This is a genomic window from Chryseobacterium gambrini (genome assembly GCF_027920505.1).
GTDB lineage: Bacteria > Bacteroidota > Bacteroidia > Flavobacteriales > Weeksellaceae > Chryseobacterium > Chryseobacterium gambrini.
In genome coordinates, this window is sequence record NZ_CP115857.1 from 2,168,960 (window position 1) to 2,188,682 (window position 19,723).

The following is a 19,723-nucleotide window of genomic DNA, read 5'->3' on the forward strand; positions in this document are numbered from 1 at the left end:
ACTTTAAAATACTCTGTAAAGATTAAACCCAAAGAAAATCTGCCCTTTCTCCCATTTTCCGGCTGCATTGGTTAAATAACCGATGTCCGAATTCAGCTGGGAATTGGTGAACAAAAGCTGGAACACGTGTCCCCCGGTTTCTATATCCATTCCTAAAGAAAGCGGATTTTTATAGAAACTGTGATTGTCGAAATTCACAAAATATTCTGCATTAATGGAAACTCTTTTGGAGATTTTATAACGTCCTCCCAAACCTGCAAGAAACTGATTTTTATCTTCAATAGTAGGTTCGTAGAGATTTTTGTGAACGTAAGATGGTGTTAACTGAAGAGAAAATTTATCGCTGAATCTTCTGGAAATTAAAGCTTGTGTAAGGTAAGAAAGTCTGTCCCCAAACTGAAGATGCGGATAATTATCTTTACTGAGATCTGTATTTACAGCCAGAACATTGTAGCCTACAACGTCTACGGGAGAGTTTTCGCTCTGTTTTACGAGCTTGTATTTTATTCCGCCTTCGAAAGTTTTAAGGTTGGTTTCTCTGGAAAGGCTTACTGAGATTCCGTCTGTAACGCCATAGATTACACCGAGTTTTGTAGAAGCGTCATCCAGTCCGAAGAAGTCTTTAAATCCTTTGCTTACATCGCCGAAACGGTGTGCCACAACAATATACCATTCATTCTTTGCGGGAAGTTTGGTAGATTGCCCGGTCACAATTTGTAATGCTTTAAAAGCGGGCTGGGAAACGTCGGTGTTTTTGGTCTGAATGGTATCAATATCTTTCAGCAGATCTTCCTGTGCAAAGGAAAAAACTGAAGCAAACATTGACAAAAATAAGAGAGTTTTTGTCATACACATTTATTTAAATTAGTATAACAAACTTATCGACTTATCGACTTACAATTGTGTGATAAAAGTCACCGACTGAATTGTTTTTATCAATGAAAATGTTAAAATAATTAAATATCATTTATTAGCCTTGACTAACATTTTCATTTACAGGTATTTTTATGCCTTCTTTGGTCTGAACAATTTCGCCTTCGTTTTCAATTTTTTTAAGGACACGGCTTACCACTTCTCTTGAAGTTCCCAAACTGTTTGCAATTTCTCTGTGGGTAAGTTTGATGGGATTGTTTCCGGTTGCTGAAATCTGCTGTTTTACATAGTTTAAAACTCTTTTATCCAATCTGTGAAAAACCGCATCATTTACCATATTCATGACGTCTATAAATCTTTTATCATATTCAGAATAGAAAAGTCTGTTGATTTCAGGGAATTTAATGAGCCACTCATGGACAACGGATACAGGGAACAGCAATACTTCGGAATCTTCTTCCGTAACGGCATAAATGCGGCTTGTATAATCTGTAAAAATTGAAGAAAATGTCATGAGACAGCTGTCATTAGAACGGATATAATAATAAATCAGCTCGCGACCGTCATTCAGGCTGAAAACCCTGATGGAACCTTTAATAAGAAACGGGACAAATTTATTTTTCTGTCCTTCTCTTACGATCTCGGTTTTTGCTTTAATTTCAGTAACAACAGCATGCTTATCCAGCTCTTTTAAAAAATCATTTCCTAAAAAGCCAAATTTGTTAATAATAAACTGATTATTGATCATATTCTTTATATCCTTTCTAAAAACAAATTTAAAAAAATATCAATACAATAATGAAGATAATTATTGAATTATTATGTCTTCCTCATTTATAAAAAAAGCTGCTCCACATTTGTGAAACAGCTTTCTTTATTTTTTAGAGTAAATCTTAAGCGTTTACGTTGTTTCCTCCTAATACGAAAGGTTCAACTTCTTTGATTTCTCCGAATTGCTGCTCGTAGTTAGCAATGTTTTGCTGAAGAGCAGAAAGTACTCTTTTTGCGTGAAGTGGAGCAAGAATAACTCTTGATCTTACTTTTGCTTGCTGTACTCCCGGCATTAACTGGATGAAATCTACTACAAACTCAGATGGAGAGTGGTTTACCAAAGCTAAATTAGCATAGATCCCAGCTGCTACCATTTCGTTTAATTCGATGTTGATGTTTCCGTCTTGTGGATTTTGATTGTTGTCCATTGTTATAAAATATTTTTTTATTCGAAATTTTGAGGTTGTGAAAATATAAAAATAAATTCAAACCTCAAATTTCCGAATCATTATTTTTAGTTAAGATCTTCGAATTCTTTTTTAGAACCTACGATCACATTTTGGTATTCTTTAAGACCTGTACCTGCAGGAATTCTGTGTCCTACAATTACATTTTCTTTAAGACCGTTAAGATCATCTACTTTACCTGCAACTGCTGCTTCGTTAAGAACCTTAGTTGTTTCCTGGAATGATGCTGCAGACATGAAGGATTTCGTCTGAAGAGCTGCTCTTGTAATACCCTGCAATACAGGCGTTGCCGTAGCCGGTAAAGCTTCTCTTACCTGAACTAAAGCCTGATCTTCACGCTTCAGTTTAGAATTCTCATCTCTTAATTCTCTTGCAGTAATCATCTGACCCGGCTGGAACACTTTAGAATCTCCGGCATCTACTACTACTTTAAGACCGAATACTCTGTTGTTTTCTTCCAAGAAGTCATATTTATGCTCAAGAGCTCCTTCAAGGAACTGAGTATCACCTCCATCAACGATAGATACTTTTGTCATCATCTGTCTTACGATGATTTCGAAGTGCTTGTCGTCGATTTTTACCCCCTGTAGACGGTAAACTTCCTGAATTTCATTTACTAAATATTCCTGAACCGCAGTTGGACCTTTGATTCTTAAGATATCGTCCGGAGTAATGGAACCGTCAGAAAGTGGCGAACCAGCTCTTACGAAGTCATTCTCCTGTACCAAAATCTGGTTGGATAATTTAACCAAATAAATTTTTCTTTCTCCAGTTTTAGCTTCAACGATCAATTCTCGGTTACCTCTCTTGATTTTTCCGTAAGAAACTACCCCATCGATTTCTGTAACCACCGCCGGGTTTGAAGGGTTTCTTGCTTCGAATAATTCGGTAACTCTCGGAAGACCTCCGGTGATATCCCCTGCTTTTGCAGATTTTCTCGGGATTTTGATTAAGACTTTACCAGCCTTAATTTTTTCACCATCATTTACCATTAAGTGGGCTCCTACCGGTAAGTTGTATGCTTTCTGCTCAACTCCTTTAGAATCTACCACCTTCAATGTAGGTACGGCTTTCTTATTTCTGGATTCGGAAATTACTTTCTCTTCAAATCCTGTCTGTTCGTCAATCTCCAGTTGGAATGAAACCCCTTGGATGATGTCTTCATATTCTACCTTACCGGCAGTTTCTGCAATGATAACCGCGTTATACGGATCCCACTTACAGATTACATCGCCTTTCTTCACTTTATCACCTGGTTTTACAGATAATATGGAACCGTAAGGTACGTTAGCTACCATTAACGGAGTTCTGGACTCGTTATCAGCAACTAATCTGAATTCTGTTGAACGGGAAACTACAACTTCAGCAGTGTTACCGTTTTCATCTTCAGAAGTAATTGTTCTTACCTCATCCATTTCAACGATACCGTCTCTTCTTGCAACGATTGATGGGTTTTCTGATACGTTTCCTGCAGTACCCCCTTGGTGGAAGGTTCTCAACGTAAGCTGAGTTCCCGGTTCCCCGATGGATTGCGCTGCAATTACACCTACTGCTTCACCCATGTGGATCATCTTCCCTGTTGCTAAGTTTCTACCGTAGCATTTTGCACAGATTCCTTTTTTAGCTTCACAAGTAAGTGGCGAACGAACTTCAACTGCTTCTAATCCTGCTTCTTCGATTCTCTTCGCTAACGCCTCACTGATTACCTGATCTGCTTCAGCAATTAATTCATCACTTTCAGGATCATAAATATTATGTAAAGAAACTCTTCCTAAGATTCTTTCAGAGATTCTTTCAACGATCTCATCATTTTTCTTAAGTGCAGTAACTTCTGTTCCTCTTAAAGTTCCACAGTCGTCTTCTGTAACGATAACGTCCTGTGCAACGTCTACCAATCTTCTCGTTAAGTAACCTGCATCGGCAGTCTTAAGAGCGGTATCCGCAAGACCTTTACGGGCACCGTGGGTAGAGATAAAGTATTCTAGGATGGAAAGACCTTCTTTAAAGTTAGCAAGAATCGGGTTTTCGATGATCTCCGCTCCGGTAGAACCGGCTTTCTGCGGTTTTGCCATCAAACCTCTCATCCCTGATAACTGACGGATCTGTTCCTTAGAACCCCTTGCTCCGGAGTCAAGCATCATATATACAGAGTTGAAACCTCCCTGATCGGTTTTCATTCTGCCCATAATCATCTCCGTAAGGTTTGCGTTGGTTGTAGTCCAAACGTCGATTACCTGGTTATAACGTTCTGTATCTGTAATAAGACCCATGTTATAGTTGGCTCTAATTTCATCTACTGTTCCGATAGAATCTGCAATCATCTGCTTTTTCTCAACAGGAACCACAATATCTCCTAATGAGAAGGAAAGACCTCCTTTGAATGCGTTTGAATATCCTAAGTCTTTCATTGCATCCAGGAACTTCACAGTTGTAGGGAAATCTGTATCTGCAAGAATTTTACCGATAACGTTTCTCAATGATTTCTTCGTTAAAAGCTCATTGATATATCCTACCTGCTTTGGTACAATCTGGTTGAATAAGATTCTACCTACCGTAGTTTCGATTAATCTTGTTACGATTTCTCCGTTTTCTTTAACCGGAAGTCTACATCTTACTTTAGCATTTAAAGATACTCTTCCTTCCGCATAAGCGATTTCCGCTTCTTCAGGAGAATAGAATGCCAAACCTTCACCTTTTACTTTCATATCTTCTGTAGAACTCAATTCTTTGGTCATGAAATAAAGACCAAGAACCATGTCCTGAGAAGGTACTGTAATTGGAGAACCGTTTGCAGGGTTTAAGATATTTTGAGAACCTAACATCAATAACTGAGCTTCAAGGATCGCTTCAGGACCTAACGGTAAGTGTACCGCCATCTGGTCACCATCGAAATCGGCGTTGAATGCTGTTGTTACCAAGGGGTGAAGCTGGATTGCCTTACCTTCGATCATCTTAGGCTGGAAAGCCTGAATACCCAGTCTGTGAAGTGTAGGTGCTCTGTTCAGTAGAACAGGGTGACCTTTCATCACGTTTTCAAGGATATCATACACTACCGGCTCTTTTCTGTCGATGATTCTCTTTGCAGATTTTACTGTTTTTACAATTCCTCTTTCAATCAGTTTTCTGATGATGAACGGTTTGTACAATTCCGCAGCCATATCTTTAGGAATACCACACTCGTGAAGCTGCAAGTTCGGGCCTACAACAATTACGGAACGCGCAGAGTAATCTACCCTTTTTCCTAATAAGTTCTGACGGAAACGACCCTGCTTCCCTTTCAATGAATCTGAAAGTGATTTCAATGGTCTGTTTGATTCAGATTTTACGGCTGAAGATTTTCTTGTATTATCGAATAGTGAATCTACAGATTCCTGAAGCATACGCTTCTCGTTTCTCAAGATTACTTCAGGAGCTTTGATCTCCAATAATCTCTTCAAACGGTTGTTTCTGATGATTACTCTTCTGTAAAGGTCATTTAAATCGGAAGTCGCGAAACGTCCACCATCCAACGGAACCAATGGTCTTAGTTCTGGCGGGATAACCGGAAGTACACGCATGATCATCCACTCAGGCTTATTGATCATTCTTGTATTGGCTCCTCTTAATGCTTCTACAACGTTCAATCTTTTTAAAGCCTCAGTTCTTCTTTGTTTTGAACCTTCGTTGTGTGCTTTGTGTCTCAGGTCGAAAGACAATGCATCAAGATCGATTCTTTTTAATAATTCCTCAACCGCTTCCGCTCCCATCTTAGCGATGAATTTGTTCGGATCGGAATCATCAAGATACTGGTTCTCGATCGGAAGAGTTTCCATGATATCAAGGTACTCTTCTTCAGTTAAGAACTCCATGTTTTCGAAATCAGAACCGTCTAATTTTTTAGCAATACCCTGCTGAATCACTACATATCTTTCGTAGTAGATGATCATATCCAATTTCTTGGAAGGAATTCCTAAAAGGTAACCGATTTTGTTCGGTAAAGAACGGAAATACCAGATGTGAGCAATTGGAACTACCAGATTGATATGTCCGATTCTCTCTCTACGTACTTTTTTCTCTGTAACTTCTACTCCACAACGGTCACAAACGATCCCTTTGTAACGAATTCTCTTGTATTTACCACAAGCACATTCGTAATCCTTTACAGGACCAAAGATTTTTTCACAGAACAAACCGTCTCTTTCAGGTTTATGCGTTCTGTAGTTAATAGTTTCCGGTTTAAGAACCTCTCCTCTCGATTCCTGAAGAATCGATTCCGGTGAAGCTAAACCGATGGTTATTTTATTAAATCTACTTGATTTATTTTTATTTGACATTTGTTAGATTTTAAATTTTAGATTTTAGATTTTAGATTAATTTCCGAATGTTTACATTCAGCATTTATAATTTAAAATTTAAAATTATTCCTCTAGTCTTACGTCTAATCCAAGACCTTGTAACTCGTGAAGTAGTACATTGAAGGATTCCGGAATACCTGGTTCAGGCATCGATTCACCTTTTGCAATGGCTTCGTAAGTTTTCGCTCTACCAATTACGTCATCCGACTTCACAGTAAGGATCTCTCTCAAGATATTTGATGCTCCGAATGCTTCAAGAGCCCAAACCTCCATCTCTCCGAATCTCTGACCTCCGAACTGAGCTTTACCTCCTAACGGCTGCTGAGTAATCAATGAGTAAGGACCGATAGAACGTGCGTGCATTTTATCATCAACCATGTGACCTAGTTTCAACATATAGATTACCCCCACTGTTGCAGCCTGAGTAAATCTTTCCCCGGTACCACCATCGTAAAGGTGAGTGTGACCGAATTTAGGAAGCCCCGCTTTCTCAGTGTATTCAGTAATCTGGTCTAAGCTAGCTCCGTCGAAGATAGGCGTCGCGAACTTCAATCCTAATTTCTGACCAGCCCATCCAAGAACTGTTTCATAGATCTGACCGATGTTCATACGCGAAGGTACCCCAAGTGGATTCAATACGATATCTACCGGTGTTCCGTCTTCAAGGAATGGCATATCTTCTTCACGAACGATTCTCGAAACGATACCTTTGTTACCGTGACGACCCGCCATTTTATCTCCTACGTTCAGTTTACGTTTCTTAGCGATGTACACTTTAGCCAACTTCATGATACCTGCAGGTAATTCGTCTCCGATTGAAATTGCAAATTTCTCACGGTTTTTAACCCCTTGAATATCGTTGTACTTGATTTTGTAATTGTGAATTAACTGTTTGATTAATTCGTTTTTATCGTTATCAACCGTCCAGTCTGAACCGCTAACGTTTACATAATCTTCAACTGAAGTTAATAATTTATGAGTGAACTTCACGCCTTTACCGATGATTTCCTCATCAAGGTCGTTTTTAACTCCCTGAGAAGTTTTACCGCTTACAAGCGTGTTTAATTTTTCAATTAAAGTGTTTCTCAAATCATCAAACTTAGCCTTGTAAGTGTTTTCAATTTCTTCAAGCTTAAGTTTTTCTTCAGTTCTTTTCTTTTTATCTTTAATGTTTCTAGAGAACAATTTCTTGTCGATCACAACACCTCTTAATGAAGAATCTGCTTTTAATGAAGCATCTTTTACATCACCAGCTTTGTCACCGAAGATTGCTCTAAGAAGTTTTTCTTCAGGAGTCGGGTCAGATTCACCTTTTGGAGTAATTTTACCAATCATGATATCTCCAGGCTTCACTTCAGCACCGATTCTAATCATACCGTTCTCGTCAAGATCTTTAGTAGCTTCTTCAGAAACGTTCGGAATATCTGCTGTCAATTCTTCCATACCTAATTTGGTATCACGAACTTCCAAAGAATATTCATCTACGTGGATTGAAGTAAACCAGTCTTCACGAACTACTTTTTCGTTGATTACGATCGCATCCTCGAAGTTGTATCCTTTCCAAGGCATGAACGCAACCACTAAGTTTCTACCAAGAGCCAATTCTCCTTTTTCAGTAGCATAACCGTCGCAAAGTACCTGTCCTTTTTCCACTACATCACCTACTCTTACGTTTGGTCTTAGGGTAATGGTAGTACTCTGGTTGGTTTTTCTGAACTTAGTTAAGTTATATGTTTTAGTAGCAGATTCGAATTGTACTAAATCTTCGTCTTCGCTTCTTTCATATTTAATAACGATTCTGTCGGCATCTACATACTCTACAGTACCTGTACCTTCAGCGTTAATTAAGATTCTTGAATCTCTTGCAACCTGCTGCTCAAGCCCTGTACCTACGATTGGAGCTTGTGGCTTCAATAGAGGAACTGCCTGACGCATCATGTTCGATCCCATCAACGCACGGTTCGCATCATCATGCTCCAAGAAAGGAATTAATGAAGCGGAGATACCAGAGATCTGGTTTGGTGCAACGTCGATAAGGTCTACCTGAGATGGCTCAACTACAGGATAGTCACCATCTAATCTTGCAATAATTCTGTCTGTTTCGAATTCACCGTTGTCGCTTAATTCAACGTTTGCCTGAGCAATTACTTTAGATTCTTCGTCTTCTGCATTCAAGTAAATAGGATCTGCATTAAGATCAATCTTGCTGTCTGCTACTTTTCTGTACGGAGTTTCGATGAAACCTAATCTGTTGATTTTCGCATAAATACCTAAAGATGAAATCAAACCGATGTTTGGTCCTTCCGGAGTTTCAATCGGACAAATTCTTCCGTAGTGGGTATGGTGAACGTCTCGAACCTCGAAACCTGCTCTTTCTCTTGATAAACCTCCAGGTCCCAGTGCAGAAAGTCTACGCTTATGCGTGATTTCTGATAGCGGGTTGGTTTGGTCCATGAACTGAGAAAGCTGGTTGGTCCCAAAGAACGAGTTAATTACTGATGTTAATGTTTTTGCGTTAACAAGATCAAGCGGAGTAAAGATTTCGTTATCTCTAACGTTCATTCTTTCCTTGATTGTTCTTGCAATTCTTGAAAGACCTACCCCGAACTGTCCTGCTAATTGCTCACCAACCGTTTTAATTCTTCTGTTGGATAAGTGGTCGATATCATCAACCTCAGCTTTAGAGTTTACAAGCTCGATTAAGTGTCTTACGATCGCGATAATATCTTCTTTTGTAAGAACCTCAGTTGTCGTAGGAATGTTCAGCCCTAATTTTTTGTTTAGTCTGTAACGTCCCACTTCACCAAGTGAGTATCTTTGCTCAGAGAAGAATAATTTTTCAATGATTCCTCTTGCGGTTTCCTCATCTGGCGGATCTGCATTTCTTAACTGACGATAGATGTACTCTACTGCTTCTTTTTCAGAGTTAGTAGGGTCTTTCTGTAATGTATTCTGGATGATAGAGAACTCGTTGCTGTTTTCTTTGTGAATCAAAATAGATTTCACACCCGCATCAAGAATAAGATCCAAGTGTTCTTTTTCAAGAATTGTTTCTCTGTCTAAGATGATTTCGTTTCTTTCAATAGAAACAACTTCACCTGTATCTTCGTCTACGAAATCCTCGAACCAAGTGTTCAATACTCTCGCAGCCAATGTTCTTCCTTCTACTTTTTTAAGGGCAGCTTTAGAAACTTTCACTTCTTCAGCAAGGTCGAAGATCTGAAGGATGTCCTTATCAGACTCATAACCGATCGCTCTTAATAAAGTGGTTAATGGTAATTTTTTCTTACGGTCGATATACGCGTACATTACGCTGTTGATATCTGTCGTAAATTCCATCCAAGATCCTTTGAAAGGGATAATTCTTGAATAGTACAGTTTGGTTCCGTTTGCGTGGTACGTCTGTCCGAAGAATACACCCGGTGAACGGTGTAACTGGGTAACGATAACTCTTTCAGCACCATTGATGATGAAAGATCCACTAGGCGTCATATAAGGAACCGGACCTAAGTATACATCCTGAACCACAGTCTGGAAATCCTCGTGTTCAGGGTCTGTACAATACAATTTAAGTCTTGCTTTAAGAGGAACGGAATACGTTAAACCTCTTTCCACACACTCATCGATTGAATAACGTGGAGAATCTACCAGATAATCCAAAAATTCCAATACGAATTGGTTTCTAGAATCGGTAATCGGGAAATTTTCCTGAAAAGTCTTGTAAAGACCTTCATTTTTTCTGTCTTCAGGAAGCGTATCAAGCTGAAAAAACTCACTGAAAGACTCGATCTGGATATCCAGGAAGTCCGGAGTGATGATTTTTCCTTTCGCTGAAGAGAAATTTACTCTCTGATTTCCCCTAGTTGTAGGTGTTGTTTTACTCATAAAACTTTTAAGAAAGGTTAAAAAATATTTTGATTCATTAAAAAATATCAGAAAGAAGAATTTGAGAGGAGAAAGCTGTAAAAGACCTTATAATGTTGGCGCTATTAGAAACAGTCTTATATTTTTTTCTCTTGATTCTCAGAATCTTATTCCTAACTGCAACACTGGTATATCTTTTCACAGCGTAATGCAAAATATTTTTATTACTTTTGAGGCAGATACCGCCGTAATATCTATACACACGAAATCCCTTTCATCATAATGAAAGAGGTGATATTCAATATTTTATAGATTTACAAACAATTATTCGCGCCAAAATAGACTGCAAATTTACAACATTTTATTTTTATATACAAATAAAACAACTTCATTCTGAATATGTTAATTATTTTATTCTGCATCCGGAAAATCATATTCATTCCATAAGATTTTTCTTTTTATAGACTTTTCAAACAAAAAGGTCATCCAAAAATATGGATGACCCGCCCTTAATAAAAAAACTCAATCTTAAAATTAATTACAATAACCTAAGATTTAGCTGTATTTTGATGCTGAACAGATATCATTGAAATTGACTTTAAAGCCTATAAAATTCAAAAATACTGTTATAATCTATATTTACTGATAGAAACCGAAAATAATCTGATGTTTTTAACTGCAATACTTATTATATAAAGTTAGTTAAAAAATATCAATAAAACATTTATTTTCAAATATTTAAAAACATAAGTCATTCTTGCGAATGACTTATGTGCAGAAACGATTTATTTATTGAAATTACCTCACAATAACTTTGTATGATTTTACAGTTGTTTTTGTTTCTACTTTTATGATATACATTCCCGCAGGTAAAGAAGAAGTACCGATTTCGGCATTTCCTGAAAATTTACCTGAGCTGATTAATTGTCCCTGAGCTGAAAACAATGTGTATGTACCTTCTTCATCTGACTTCACATTTAAATTTTCACCCTCCTTTACAGGATTAGGATATACTTTTACATCATTGGCAACCGTTTTTACTTCTCCTGCCGAAGCTTTAGCTGTTATACCACTGTTTTTAGCGAAAGAAGAATATGGTGAAAGAGGAGAATTAGGCGAACCTTTCGCAACAAGATCCGTATCCACAACCGCCTGAATTCCATCTGCATCCGCATCATTTATTCTCGAAATAAATCCTTCTCCAAGATCATCCAGATTATCTTTTCCGATGGTATAAAGATCGAAGTCTACATTATTGGATTTAAGATCTACAAAATCCGGCTTATCGTCTCCATCTGTATTTTTTAAAGGATATTTCATGATTCCTGAATCCGGAGATGTTTCCAGAATATCTGCAATTCCGTTATTTCCTGCTGCAACACCGCTGTCGATAATTCCGTTGTGATCTGCATCGATCTGATCAATCACCGAAGTTGGAATTCCAGATTCAAATAAATCTAAAATACCGTCGTTATCAGAATCAAGATCAAGGTAACTAGAAATTCCGTCTCCCAGTTCAGCAATTACCAGTTTGTTTCCGTCTACGTCATCATCTTCAAATTTTCCGTTTGCGTTAAGATCTTCCCATGCATCAGGAATACCGTCATTGTCAGAATCATTATCGCAAGCATCTGCAACACCATCTCCATCGCTGTCTATAGCAGAAGATTTATCATTTACCACAGAACATCCTTCTGCACAATCTGGAATACCGTTTCCGTTGTTATCAATACTGTCGTTTCCGTTCGAACATTTATCGTTACAGTTCGGAACACCATCCTGATCATCATCAAGCTGAACAAATGCATTATAAATGTAGTATTGCTGCGCCAGAGTGATTCCTATTCCCGGATTGATCTCAATTTTCATCCTGTCAAACGCTTTTGTTGCCGTAAAACCAACATAAAACTGATTGGAAGCCGAAGTAATAAACTGTCCACTGAATAATCCACCCGAAGTTCTGGATTCTGTTACTGTTGTCCCTTTATAGAAAGTAATGGTGATATAATCTAATGCATTTATCGTGAATAAATTGGCACTTTTCGTTAAGGTAAAACCTCCGAAAGTTCCGGCAGGATATTCTCCTGTATTGCTTTTAACCGTTAACCTAACTGTGGGAATTAGTAAATTGATCGGAGATAAATTTACCGTTGCAAAGTTATTGGTGTTGTTATCTACTACGTTTCCTGTGTTGGTAATATTGGTTAATCCTAAGATTGTTCCCGAAGCGCCCGTCCATGAAGCTCCCTGTACAATTTCTCCCAGTCTTGAAGTTCCTGAAGTCTGGATATATTCATTACAATCGCAGCCTTGAGGCTCTTCAAAGGCATAAAACACTTTTAAAGCTCCGAAATTCACTCCTACAGTCTGAGTGATTTTTAGTCTTACTTCATTAAAAGGCTTGGTTGTATTGAGGGAAATTTTCTGTTTATTGGAACCGAATCTTAATACTTTGATATTAATCAGTCCGCCTCCATCAAATAAGTTTTTAGAATCCTGCAACTGCCCGAATAAATAGGTCTCAATTGTTATATTTTTCAAGAATTCAGCGCTTAGCAATTTACCCTGATCATCCGGTTCAATAACGAACCCTGCTTTATTTCCTGCTGGATAAACCTGGTTTTTATCTAAAACCCCTACAGAGTATGAACCTAACAAACCAGCCGGTAAAACGATGGAGCCGTAAGAACTTTTATCTCCGTCGCCAATCTTTGCTCTGTCATTTACATAAGAAAGCGGTGCTAAAAAGCTGCTGCTTCCGGAAACATTTCCGTCTACACCGTTTCCTGCAATAATATCATCACAGATTCCATTATTATCTACAGGAACTTTAGTCGGATCAAAAGCAAATGCATAATAAATATTCAGGGCACTGAATAGAGAAAGAGCATTAACCTGATACAGTCTTACTTCATCAAAATTTTTAGTAGTTTTAAAATGAAGGAAAATTCTTGTTTTTGTTCCTCCGAATGCCGGAACAGACAATAAAGTAGTATTATTTGAAGATTCCTGAAGAACTCCTGCTTTATAGGTACTGATTCTCAAATTGCTTAAAAGACTTGCCGTAAAAACGCTGGTTCCCAAATCTACATTAAAACCTGTAATGTATCCTGCAGGATAGGTTGTATTTGTATTTTTAACAGAAACTCCGTTTCCGCTTACCAAAGTGGTAAAACTTCCCATACTGACGCTGTTATCCAAATTGGCATCAATAAGAGGATTTATGCTTCCGCTGTAACAAGCAAGACATATTCCGTTTGCATTCAGCGGTTTTGCTTCCACTCCCATTCCCCGAATCGGGGTGTAACCCTGTCCGAAAATCTTCACAGACAGCAGAAACAGCATGAGAAAAGCTGTAATTTTCGCAAATAATTTTTTTGTCATTTTTAATTGATTTTAAGTTTGTGTATTTTTTTTAAAATTGTTGCCATGCATAAACTCCTGCGGAAATTCTGCATCCGTAAAAGTTTCCTGTATTTCCTGATTTGCCGTAAACAATGGTTCCTTCATTACTTGCATTACAGTCTGAAGTTACAGGAACACCGGTTGCTTTAATTAAAATTCCTTTACTGATTTCAAGATCAGGAATATTGGTTCCGTTTGGAGTCATATTCACTCCGACGTCTGTAATTGCGGTTCCAATCGAGCCCTGTCCGGAAAAAGCATGGCTAGTATTTGCATAAACGGTCTGGTTGGCTATGGTTGCACTGGCACTATTCCCGAAGGCAATTGCACTTACTGCTCCACTTGCAACATTGGCATTTCCAAATGCGTAATTATTGCTCGTTACATTATTTCCTGTCCCAAAAGCAAAACCTCCGGAATTCACATTGGAATTCCCAATATTAATTCCACTGACATTAGTTCCTGATGTTCCGTTATTATTTCCCAAAACAATGGCATTGGCTCCTGTTGCAAAATTGTTGTTTCCTATTATTTTTGCTCCACTTAACGCACTGTTCGTAGCTCCGATTGCCACTCCCGGAAAATTAGCAGCCTGTGCAGCAACGGTATTTTCTCTTCCTAAAGCGATGTTTGATGATGTATTGTTTGATAAGGTATTGTTTGATCCCCATGAAACCGAGGCATAAGGCGAGGAAGCATTAGAATTTCCGCCTCTTAGATTTCCATTAACATCGAGAATTGCTTTTACCGTATTGTTTGTTGCTAAAACTAAGCTCTGACTATCTGTTGTTCCTAAAAAGTTACCGGAAGAGACTGCAGTTCCCAAACTTGCCGCAGTAGCTGTTGTTCCTGAATTTCCGGTAATTTTCCAGCCGGAAGGCTGTGGCTGATTTACCTGAATCCAGACAGATCCATCAAAATAATAATATCCTGCATTAACCACATTAACCGTCTGAGACGCCGGAGCAGTATCGGCAGCGGTCACATAGACCAAAGCACCTGTCTGAGCCGCCGTATAACTTTTCGAACGAAGCTGATCTCCTGTAAGCCTTGGCGCAATAATTCCATCAAGCTTACTTGAAACCGAAGGCGAACCGACTACATCCAGAGTTGCCTGTCCCAGATTAGTATTAATGCCTACCTGCGCGTTTACCATGCATCCAAAAATTGCCAGTGCTGACAATCCGAATAATTTGTTTTTCATTTTAGAATATTTGTAGTTTTTTTTAAGAATAAATGAAATGAATCTTCAGGTACAAAGATGAACCTGACAATATAATAGCTAATCAATAATGTATTGGCTAATTTATTGTTTGTTTTTTTCTGAAAAATTTAGAATTGTAAAAAGGAGCCGGACTTAAAGATAAAAACTTAGCTTTTTTATTAATCCGAATGAGTATAATGCCGTAAAGCATAATCGGGACGTAAATCCCTAAAAGAAAATAATTTGTATCCAAAGTTGTGTGTGTTTTTGAGATTACAAATATACTACATTTTCAATTAAAAAATTATTTATCGTTAAATAATTTAAATAAAATTACAATTTAACAAATAATATTTATTTAAAGCATCTTAAAATTACAAATTAATCAACAATATAAATTTATAAATAAATAAATTGATCACATAATTGATTATGAATAATAATAAGCAAAGCAGATAAACAATAAAAAAGCCTGAACAAAATGTTCAGGCTTGATATTTTTAAAGTAAACTGGAATTATTTCAATTCTACTTCAGCACCAGCTTCTTCTAATTGCTTCTTAAGAGCTTCAGCTTCGTCTTTAGACACACCTTGCTTCAATGGAGCCGGAGCACCGTCTACGATGTCTTTAGCTTCTTTAAGACCAGCACCAGTTAAATCTTTTACTAATTTAACGATCGCTAATTTAGAAGCACCTGCAGACTTAAGAATTACGTCGAATTCAGTCTTTTCTTCAGCAGCTTCACCTGCACCACCTGCAGCAACTACTACTGCAGCAGCAGCTGGCTCAATTCCGTACTCATCCTTAAGGATAGCAGCTAATTCGTTTACGTCTTTTACTGTTAAGTTTACTAGCGTTTCAGCTAAATTTTTTAAATCTGACATTGTTGTAATGTTTTTGTTGATTATTGATTATTTTTTGAGTGTAAATTATTCAGCAGCTGGAGCTTCTCCTTCAGCAGCTGGAGTTTCCGGAGTTTCAGCAGCCGGAGCTTCTTCTACTGCAGGTGCAGCTTCTTCAGCTTTAGCTTCTACTGTCTCAGGTTTGTTTTGAAGAGCAGAAACAACTCTCTGGATTGGAGACTGAAGTAATCCGATGATTTCACCGATCATTTCTTCTCTAGACTTGATGTTAGCCAACATTTCTAGGTTATTGTCACCAAGATAGAAAGTTTCCTGAACGAAAGCAGACTTTAACGCCGGCTTCTCTTCTTTCTTTCTGAAATCTCTGATTAATTTTGCAGGAGCACTTGCAGTCTCAGAAATCATAATTGCTGAATTTCCTTTGAAAGACTGGAACATCTCGGAGTAATCTACTCCTTCGATTTGCTCCATTGCTTTTTGTAAAAGTGTATTTTTAACTACTTTTACTTTGATATTTTGCTTGAAAGCCTGTCTTCTGAAGTCAGAAGATTTACCTGCGTTCAAACCTTGTAGATCTGCAACGTAAACTACTTTAGCATCCTGAAGCAAATCTTTGATCTCTTGTATTGCTACAACTTTTTGGTCTTTTGTCATTGTCTTAGGATTTATAATTAGTTAACAGATTTAGTATCGATTGCAATACCAGGACTCATTGTAGAAGAAAGATAGATCGACTTCACATAAGTACCTTTCGCAGCAGTTGGCTTCATTTTGATCAAAGTAGAGATCAATTCCTGAGCATTTTCCTTGATTTTAGCAGCATCGAAAGATACTTTACCAATACCAGCGTGGATAATACCGTATTTATCAACTTTGAAATCAATTTTACCAGCTTTCACTTCAGTTACTGCTTTACCAATTTCCATAGTTACAGTACCTGATTTAGGATTTGGCATTAAACCTCTTGGTCCTAATACTCTACCCAATGGTCCTAATTTACCCATTACAGTAAGCATTGTTACGATAACGTCAACATCAGTCCAACCATCTTTGATTTTTTGTAGATATTCATCAAGACCTACATAGTCAGCACCCGCTTCTTTAGCCTCTGCTTCTTTATCTGGAGTTACTAAAGCCAAAACTTTAACATCTTTACCAGTTCCGTGAGGAAGAGATACAACACCTCTTACCATTTGGTTTGCTTTTCTTGGATCTACCCCTAATCTTACAGCGATGTCTACAGAAGCATCAAACTTTGCAGTGTTTACTTCTTTTACAAGAGCTGAACCTTCTTCAAGGTTATAGATTCTTCCTTTTTCTACTTTGCTTAAAGCTTCTTTTTGCTTCTTAGTTAATTTTGCCATTTCTTTAAGTTTTAAGCGTTAAAAGTTGGTTTAGTTCCTGTTACTCTTAATCCCATAGATCTTGCAGTACCTGCAACCATAGAAACAGCTGAATCCATTGTAAAGCAGTTAAGGTCTGCCATTTTATCTTCAGCAATCTTTTGAACCTGAGCCCAAGTTACAGCACCTACTTTGTTTCTGTTCGGTTCTCCGGAACCACCCTTGATCTTAGCCGCATCCATTAACTGGATTGCTGCAGGAGGAGTTTTAATAACGAATTCAAAAGATTTGTCTTCGTATACTGTAATTACTACAGGTAAAACTTGTCCTGGCTTATCTTGAGTTCTTCCGTTAAATTGCTTACAAAACTCCATGATGTTCACACCTGCAGAACCCAATGCTGGACCTACTGGTGGAGAAGGGTTAGCTGCGCCACCTTTCACCTGAAGTTTTACCATTTTAAAGACTTTTTTAGCCATTGTTTGTTTTTTAAATTTGAATAATTAATGAGTTTGGAAGCATTATTATTCAGTAGGTTACCCATTCTCACCTTAGATAATCCTACTTTTCGGACTGCAAAATTATGAAATATTTTTGAAATAGCAAACGGAATTTGTTGATTTTTAGAAAGATTTAATAAATTATTTTTCACATCACAATTTAACTCTACCGCAAAATATAAGGAGTATAGGATAACCCATACTCCTTATAGTAAAAAATTTTAACTTTAATTGAATTAATAATCATTATACATTGCATGCGCCTGAAAAGAAGTTCCGGAAAAATTACCTCCCTGAACGCAGTTAGCCGCTGCTGCAAAGTCAAAGCATGTACCCAAAATCTCAATACTGTGTGTTCCCGCACCCAGTAAAGTTATATAACTTCCGGTATTATAAAAAATTCCGGTGAGGTTAGTCCCAGTAGATGTACTATTGGTATATGCATTGGAAGATCTAACAACATTGGTTCCATCAACGTTCAGATGTGTTCTTAATAATTTCATTCTGCCGTCTGAAGCAGCAGCTGATAACGTAACAGGTACAGAATAATTGATGATTACAAATGCCGGTTTAGTTAACGTAACAGATTGGTTACTGATACTTACAGGACTAACTGCACCACTGCCCCCAACATTAACACTGGGTAAAGTAGTTAGGCTGAAAATTGTGTCATCTGCTGATTAAGAAGATTCTTTTTTACATAGTCTACGTTTCCATTCGCATCGGAAATCATCACATTATCATAAGAACTATTTGAAGACTGATCGGTTTGGGTTCTTACTCTTAAGGTACCGTTAACATCTAAGGTTCTGGAAGGAGATGTTGTATTAACCCCTACTTGTGCATTTGCAAAAAAACTGCAAAGTGAAAAAATAATGATGTTTCTCATATATTTGTTTTAAACCAAAGTTAACACAATATTTAACAAAAAACAAAGCAAAAATGACCAAAATCAAATAAATATTCAATTTTTAATTAAAATATTAATGAAATACACAATGCAAAATCTTTTATATTAAAAAATACTCAATATTAAAAATATACATTAAAATTATACTGTAAAAACAATTAATCCCTAAAAAAAGATATAGATTAAATTTTACTGATCAGAATCAGCTTATGGTAGTAGAACGAAAAAAGACCGCTTGAAGCGGTCTTAATTTTTATATTTTTAAGTAAATATTATACTTTTTCTACCTGCATGTAGCTAAGCTCCATTGGAGTTTTTCTACCAAAGATTAAAACAGAAACCTCAATTTTCTTTTTATCTTCCAGGATTTTTTCTACGGTTCCGTTGAATCCGTTGAATGGTCCGTCTATCACTTTAACGTTTTCGCCCACTACATAAGGAATTTCAACATCGCTTGCAAATTCGGAAAGCTCATCCATTCTTCCAAGCATTCTGTTTACCTCCGCTTTTCTCATCGGAACAGGATCTCCTCCTTTTGTTAAACTCAGGAATGAAATAACTCCCGGAATATTTTTAATAACGTGAGGAATCTCTCCCATCAAATCAGCTTCAATCATTAAGTATCCAGGATAGTAAGGTCTTTCTTTAGGAACTTTTTTACCGTTTCTGATCTGAATAACCTTTTCCATAGGAATAACTACCTGAGTAACGTACTGCTCAAACCCTAAACGTTTGATTTCCGTCTCAATGTAGTTTTTCACTTTATTTTCCTGTCCGCTGATCGCTTTCAGCACATACCATTTCAATTCGCTCATTATTGGGAAAATACTTTTATTATTAATTGAACAAGTTGATTAGCATTCCAATGATGTTGCTGATTGCTTTAGAAAACAATTCATCAACTCCAAAAGTAAATAACGCCAAGATTACTGTTGCAACAGTTACTACAATTGTAGAAGATTGCAGATCAGACCACTTCGGCCATTCAACTTTATGTCTGAATTCGTTATAAGAACCTTTTAAAAAATCGACAAATGAACTCATAATTGTTATTTGCACGGGCACAAGGATTCGAACCCTGATCAACGGTTTTGGAGACCGGTATCCTACCATTGGACGATGCCCGTAGTTAAAAAAAAAGCTTCCGTAAAGAAGTTCCCTGCGGAAGCTTTTATATTGTGTTAGATG

15 protein-coding genes and 1 tRNA gene are annotated in these 19,723 nt (G+C 37.4%); all 16 read right to left on the reverse strand.

Annotated elements, in window-relative coordinates; translation table 11 throughout:
• Window positions 1-3: 3 nt before the first annotated feature.
• The 16 genes from PFY09_RS09815 to PFY09_RS09890 all read right to left on the reverse strand — a co-directional run bounded on the left by PFY09_RS09815 (window position 4) and on the right by PFY09_RS09890 (window position 19,662).
• Window positions 4-849 carry a DUF5777 family beta-barrel protein gene (locus PFY09_RS09815; RefSeq protein ID WP_271162292.1) on the reverse strand — a complete coding sequence of 282 codons (846 nt, stop codon included), beginning with the start codon at window positions 847-849 and terminating at the stop codon, window positions 4-6.
• 121 nt (window positions 850-970) lie between these two features.
• A complete protein-coding gene (locus tag PFY09_RS09820; protein WP_271162293.1) occupies window positions 971-1,621 on the reverse strand; it encodes a Crp/Fnr family transcriptional regulator in 651 nt (216 codons plus the stop codon).
• A 145-nt stretch (window positions 1,622-1,766) separates the two neighbouring features.
• A complete protein-coding gene (locus tag PFY09_RS09825) occupies window positions 1,767-2,072 on the reverse strand; it encodes a DUF3467 domain-containing protein (RefSeq protein WP_029295596.1) in 306 nt (101 codons plus the stop codon).
• An 86-nt stretch (window positions 2,073-2,158) separates the two neighbouring features.
• Window positions 2,159-6,424, reverse strand: a complete 4,266-nt coding sequence (gene rpoC / locus PFY09_RS09830; RefSeq protein WP_076390714.1) for a DNA-directed RNA polymerase subunit beta' — start codon at window positions 6,422-6,424, stop codon at window positions 2,159-2,161.
• Between the two features lie 84 nt (window positions 6,425-6,508).
• Window positions 6,509-10,330 (reverse strand): DNA-directed RNA polymerase subunit beta, encoded by a 3,822-nt coding sequence (rpoB, locus tag PFY09_RS09835; RefSeq protein ID WP_116547782.1) that lies wholly within the window; start codon window positions 10,328-10,330, stop codon window positions 6,509-6,511.
• 777 nt (window positions 10,331-11,107) lie between these two features.
• A complete protein-coding gene (locus tag PFY09_RS09840; protein WP_271162294.1) occupies window positions 11,108-13,693 on the reverse strand; it encodes a T9SS type A sorting domain-containing protein in 2,586 nt (861 codons plus the stop codon).
• Window positions 13,694-13,724: 31 nt separating this feature from the next.
• Complete coding sequence (locus tag PFY09_RS09845; protein WP_271162295.1) at window positions 13,725-14,918, reverse strand: hypothetical protein; 1,194 nt, start codon at window positions 14,916-14,918, stop codon at window positions 13,725-13,727.
• Window positions 14,919-15,434: 516 nt separating this feature from the next.
• The gene (gene rplL, locus PFY09_RS09850; protein ID WP_076390710.1) at window positions 15,435-15,803 is read right to left on the reverse strand and encodes a 50S ribosomal protein L7/L12; all 369 of its coding nucleotides are present in this window, start codon (window positions 15,801-15,803) and stop codon (window positions 15,435-15,437) included.
• Window positions 15,804-15,848: 45 nt separating this feature from the next.
• Window positions 15,849-16,436, reverse strand: coding sequence for a 50S ribosomal protein L10 (gene rplJ, locus PFY09_RS09855; RefSeq protein WP_108409026.1), 588 nt, complete (start codon window positions 16,434-16,436; stop codon window positions 15,849-15,851).
• 17 nt (window positions 16,437-16,453) lie between these two features.
• The gene (rplA, locus tag PFY09_RS09860; protein ID WP_271162296.1) at window positions 16,454-17,146 is read right to left on the reverse strand and encodes a 50S ribosomal protein L1; all 693 of its coding nucleotides are present in this window, start codon (window positions 17,144-17,146) and stop codon (window positions 16,454-16,456) included.
• A gap of 11 nt (window positions 17,147-17,157) precedes the next feature.
• Window positions 17,158-17,604, reverse strand: coding sequence for a 50S ribosomal protein L11 (rplK, locus tag PFY09_RS09865; RefSeq protein WP_076390708.1), 447 nt, complete (start codon window positions 17,602-17,604; stop codon window positions 17,158-17,160).
• 257 nt (window positions 17,605-17,861) lie between these two features.
• Complete coding sequence (locus PFY09_RS09870) at window positions 17,862-18,128, reverse strand: hypothetical protein (protein WP_271162297.1); 267 nt, start codon at window positions 18,126-18,128, stop codon at window positions 17,862-17,864.
• Between the two features lie 149 nt (window positions 18,129-18,277).
• The gene (locus PFY09_RS09875) at window positions 18,278-18,514 is read right to left on the reverse strand and encodes a hypothetical protein (RefSeq protein WP_271162298.1); all 237 of its coding nucleotides are present in this window, start codon (window positions 18,512-18,514) and stop codon (window positions 18,278-18,280) included.
• Between the two features lie 293 nt (window positions 18,515-18,807).
• Entirely contained in the window at window positions 18,808-19,350 is a 543-nt protein-coding gene (gene nusG / locus PFY09_RS09880) for a transcription termination/antitermination protein NusG (protein WP_271162299.1), read from the reverse strand.
• 22 nt (window positions 19,351-19,372) lie between these two features.
• The gene (gene secE / locus PFY09_RS09885; protein ID WP_076390705.1) at window positions 19,373-19,579 is read right to left on the reverse strand and encodes a preprotein translocase subunit SecE; all 207 of its coding nucleotides are present in this window, start codon (window positions 19,577-19,579) and stop codon (window positions 19,373-19,375) included.
• 12 nt (window positions 19,580-19,591) lie between these two features.
• Window positions 19,592-19,662: transfer RNA gene (locus PFY09_RS09890), tRNA-Trp, on the reverse strand.
• Between the last annotated feature and the right edge of the window lie 61 nt (window positions 19,663-19,723).

Coding starts and splice junctions, on each gene's coding strand:
- rplA (WP_271162296.1), bottom strand. CDS start 17,146: ATGGCAAAATTAACTAAGAAGCAAAAAGAAGCTTTAAGCAAAGTAGAA.
- PFY09_RS09840 (WP_271162294.1), bottom strand. CDS start 13,693: ATGACAAAAAAATTATTTGCGAAAATTACAGCTTTTCTCATGCTGTTT.
- PFY09_RS09875 (WP_271162298.1), bottom strand. CDS start 18,514: ATGAGAAACATCATTATTTTTTCACTTTGCAGTTTTTTTGCAAATGCA.
- rplK (WP_076390708.1), bottom strand. CDS start 17,604: ATGGCTAAAAAAGTCTTTAAAATGGTAAAACTTCAGGTGAAAGGTGGC.
- rplL (WP_076390710.1), bottom strand. CDS start 15,803: ATGTCAGATTTAAAAAATTTAGCTGAAACGCTAGTAAACTTAACAGTA.
- PFY09_RS09845 (WP_271162295.1), bottom strand. CDS start 14,918: ATGAAAAACAAATTATTCGGATTGTCAGCACTGGCAATTTTTGGATGC.
- rpoB (WP_116547782.1), bottom strand. CDS start 10,330: ATGAGTAAAACAACACCTACAACTAGGGGAAATCAGAGAGTAAATTTC.
- PFY09_RS09870 (WP_271162297.1), bottom strand. CDS start 18,128: ATGAAATTATTAAGAACACATCTGAACGTTGATGGAACCAATGTTGTT.
- rpoC (WP_076390714.1), bottom strand. CDS start 6,424: ATGTCAAATAAAAATAAATCAAGTAGATTTAATAAAATAACCATCGGT.
- secE (WP_076390705.1), bottom strand. CDS start 19,579: ATGAGTTCATTTGTCGATTTTTTAAAAGGTTCTTATAACGAATTCAGA.
- rplJ (WP_108409026.1), bottom strand. CDS start 16,436: ATGACAAAAGACCAAAAAGTTGTAGCAATACAAGAGATCAAAGATTTG.
- PFY09_RS09815 (WP_271162292.1), bottom strand. CDS start 849: ATGACAAAAACTCTCTTATTTTTGTCAATGTTTGCTTCAGTTTTTTCC.
- PFY09_RS09825 (WP_029295596.1), bottom strand. CDS start 2,072: ATGGACAACAATCAAAATCCACAAGACGGAAACATCAACATCGAATTA.
- PFY09_RS09820 (WP_271162293.1), bottom strand. CDS start 1,621: ATGATCAATAATCAGTTTATTATTAACAAATTTGGCTTTTTAGGAAAT.
- nusG (WP_271162299.1), bottom strand. CDS start 19,350: ATGAGCGAATTGAAATGGTATGTGCTGAAAGCGATCAGCGGACAGGAA.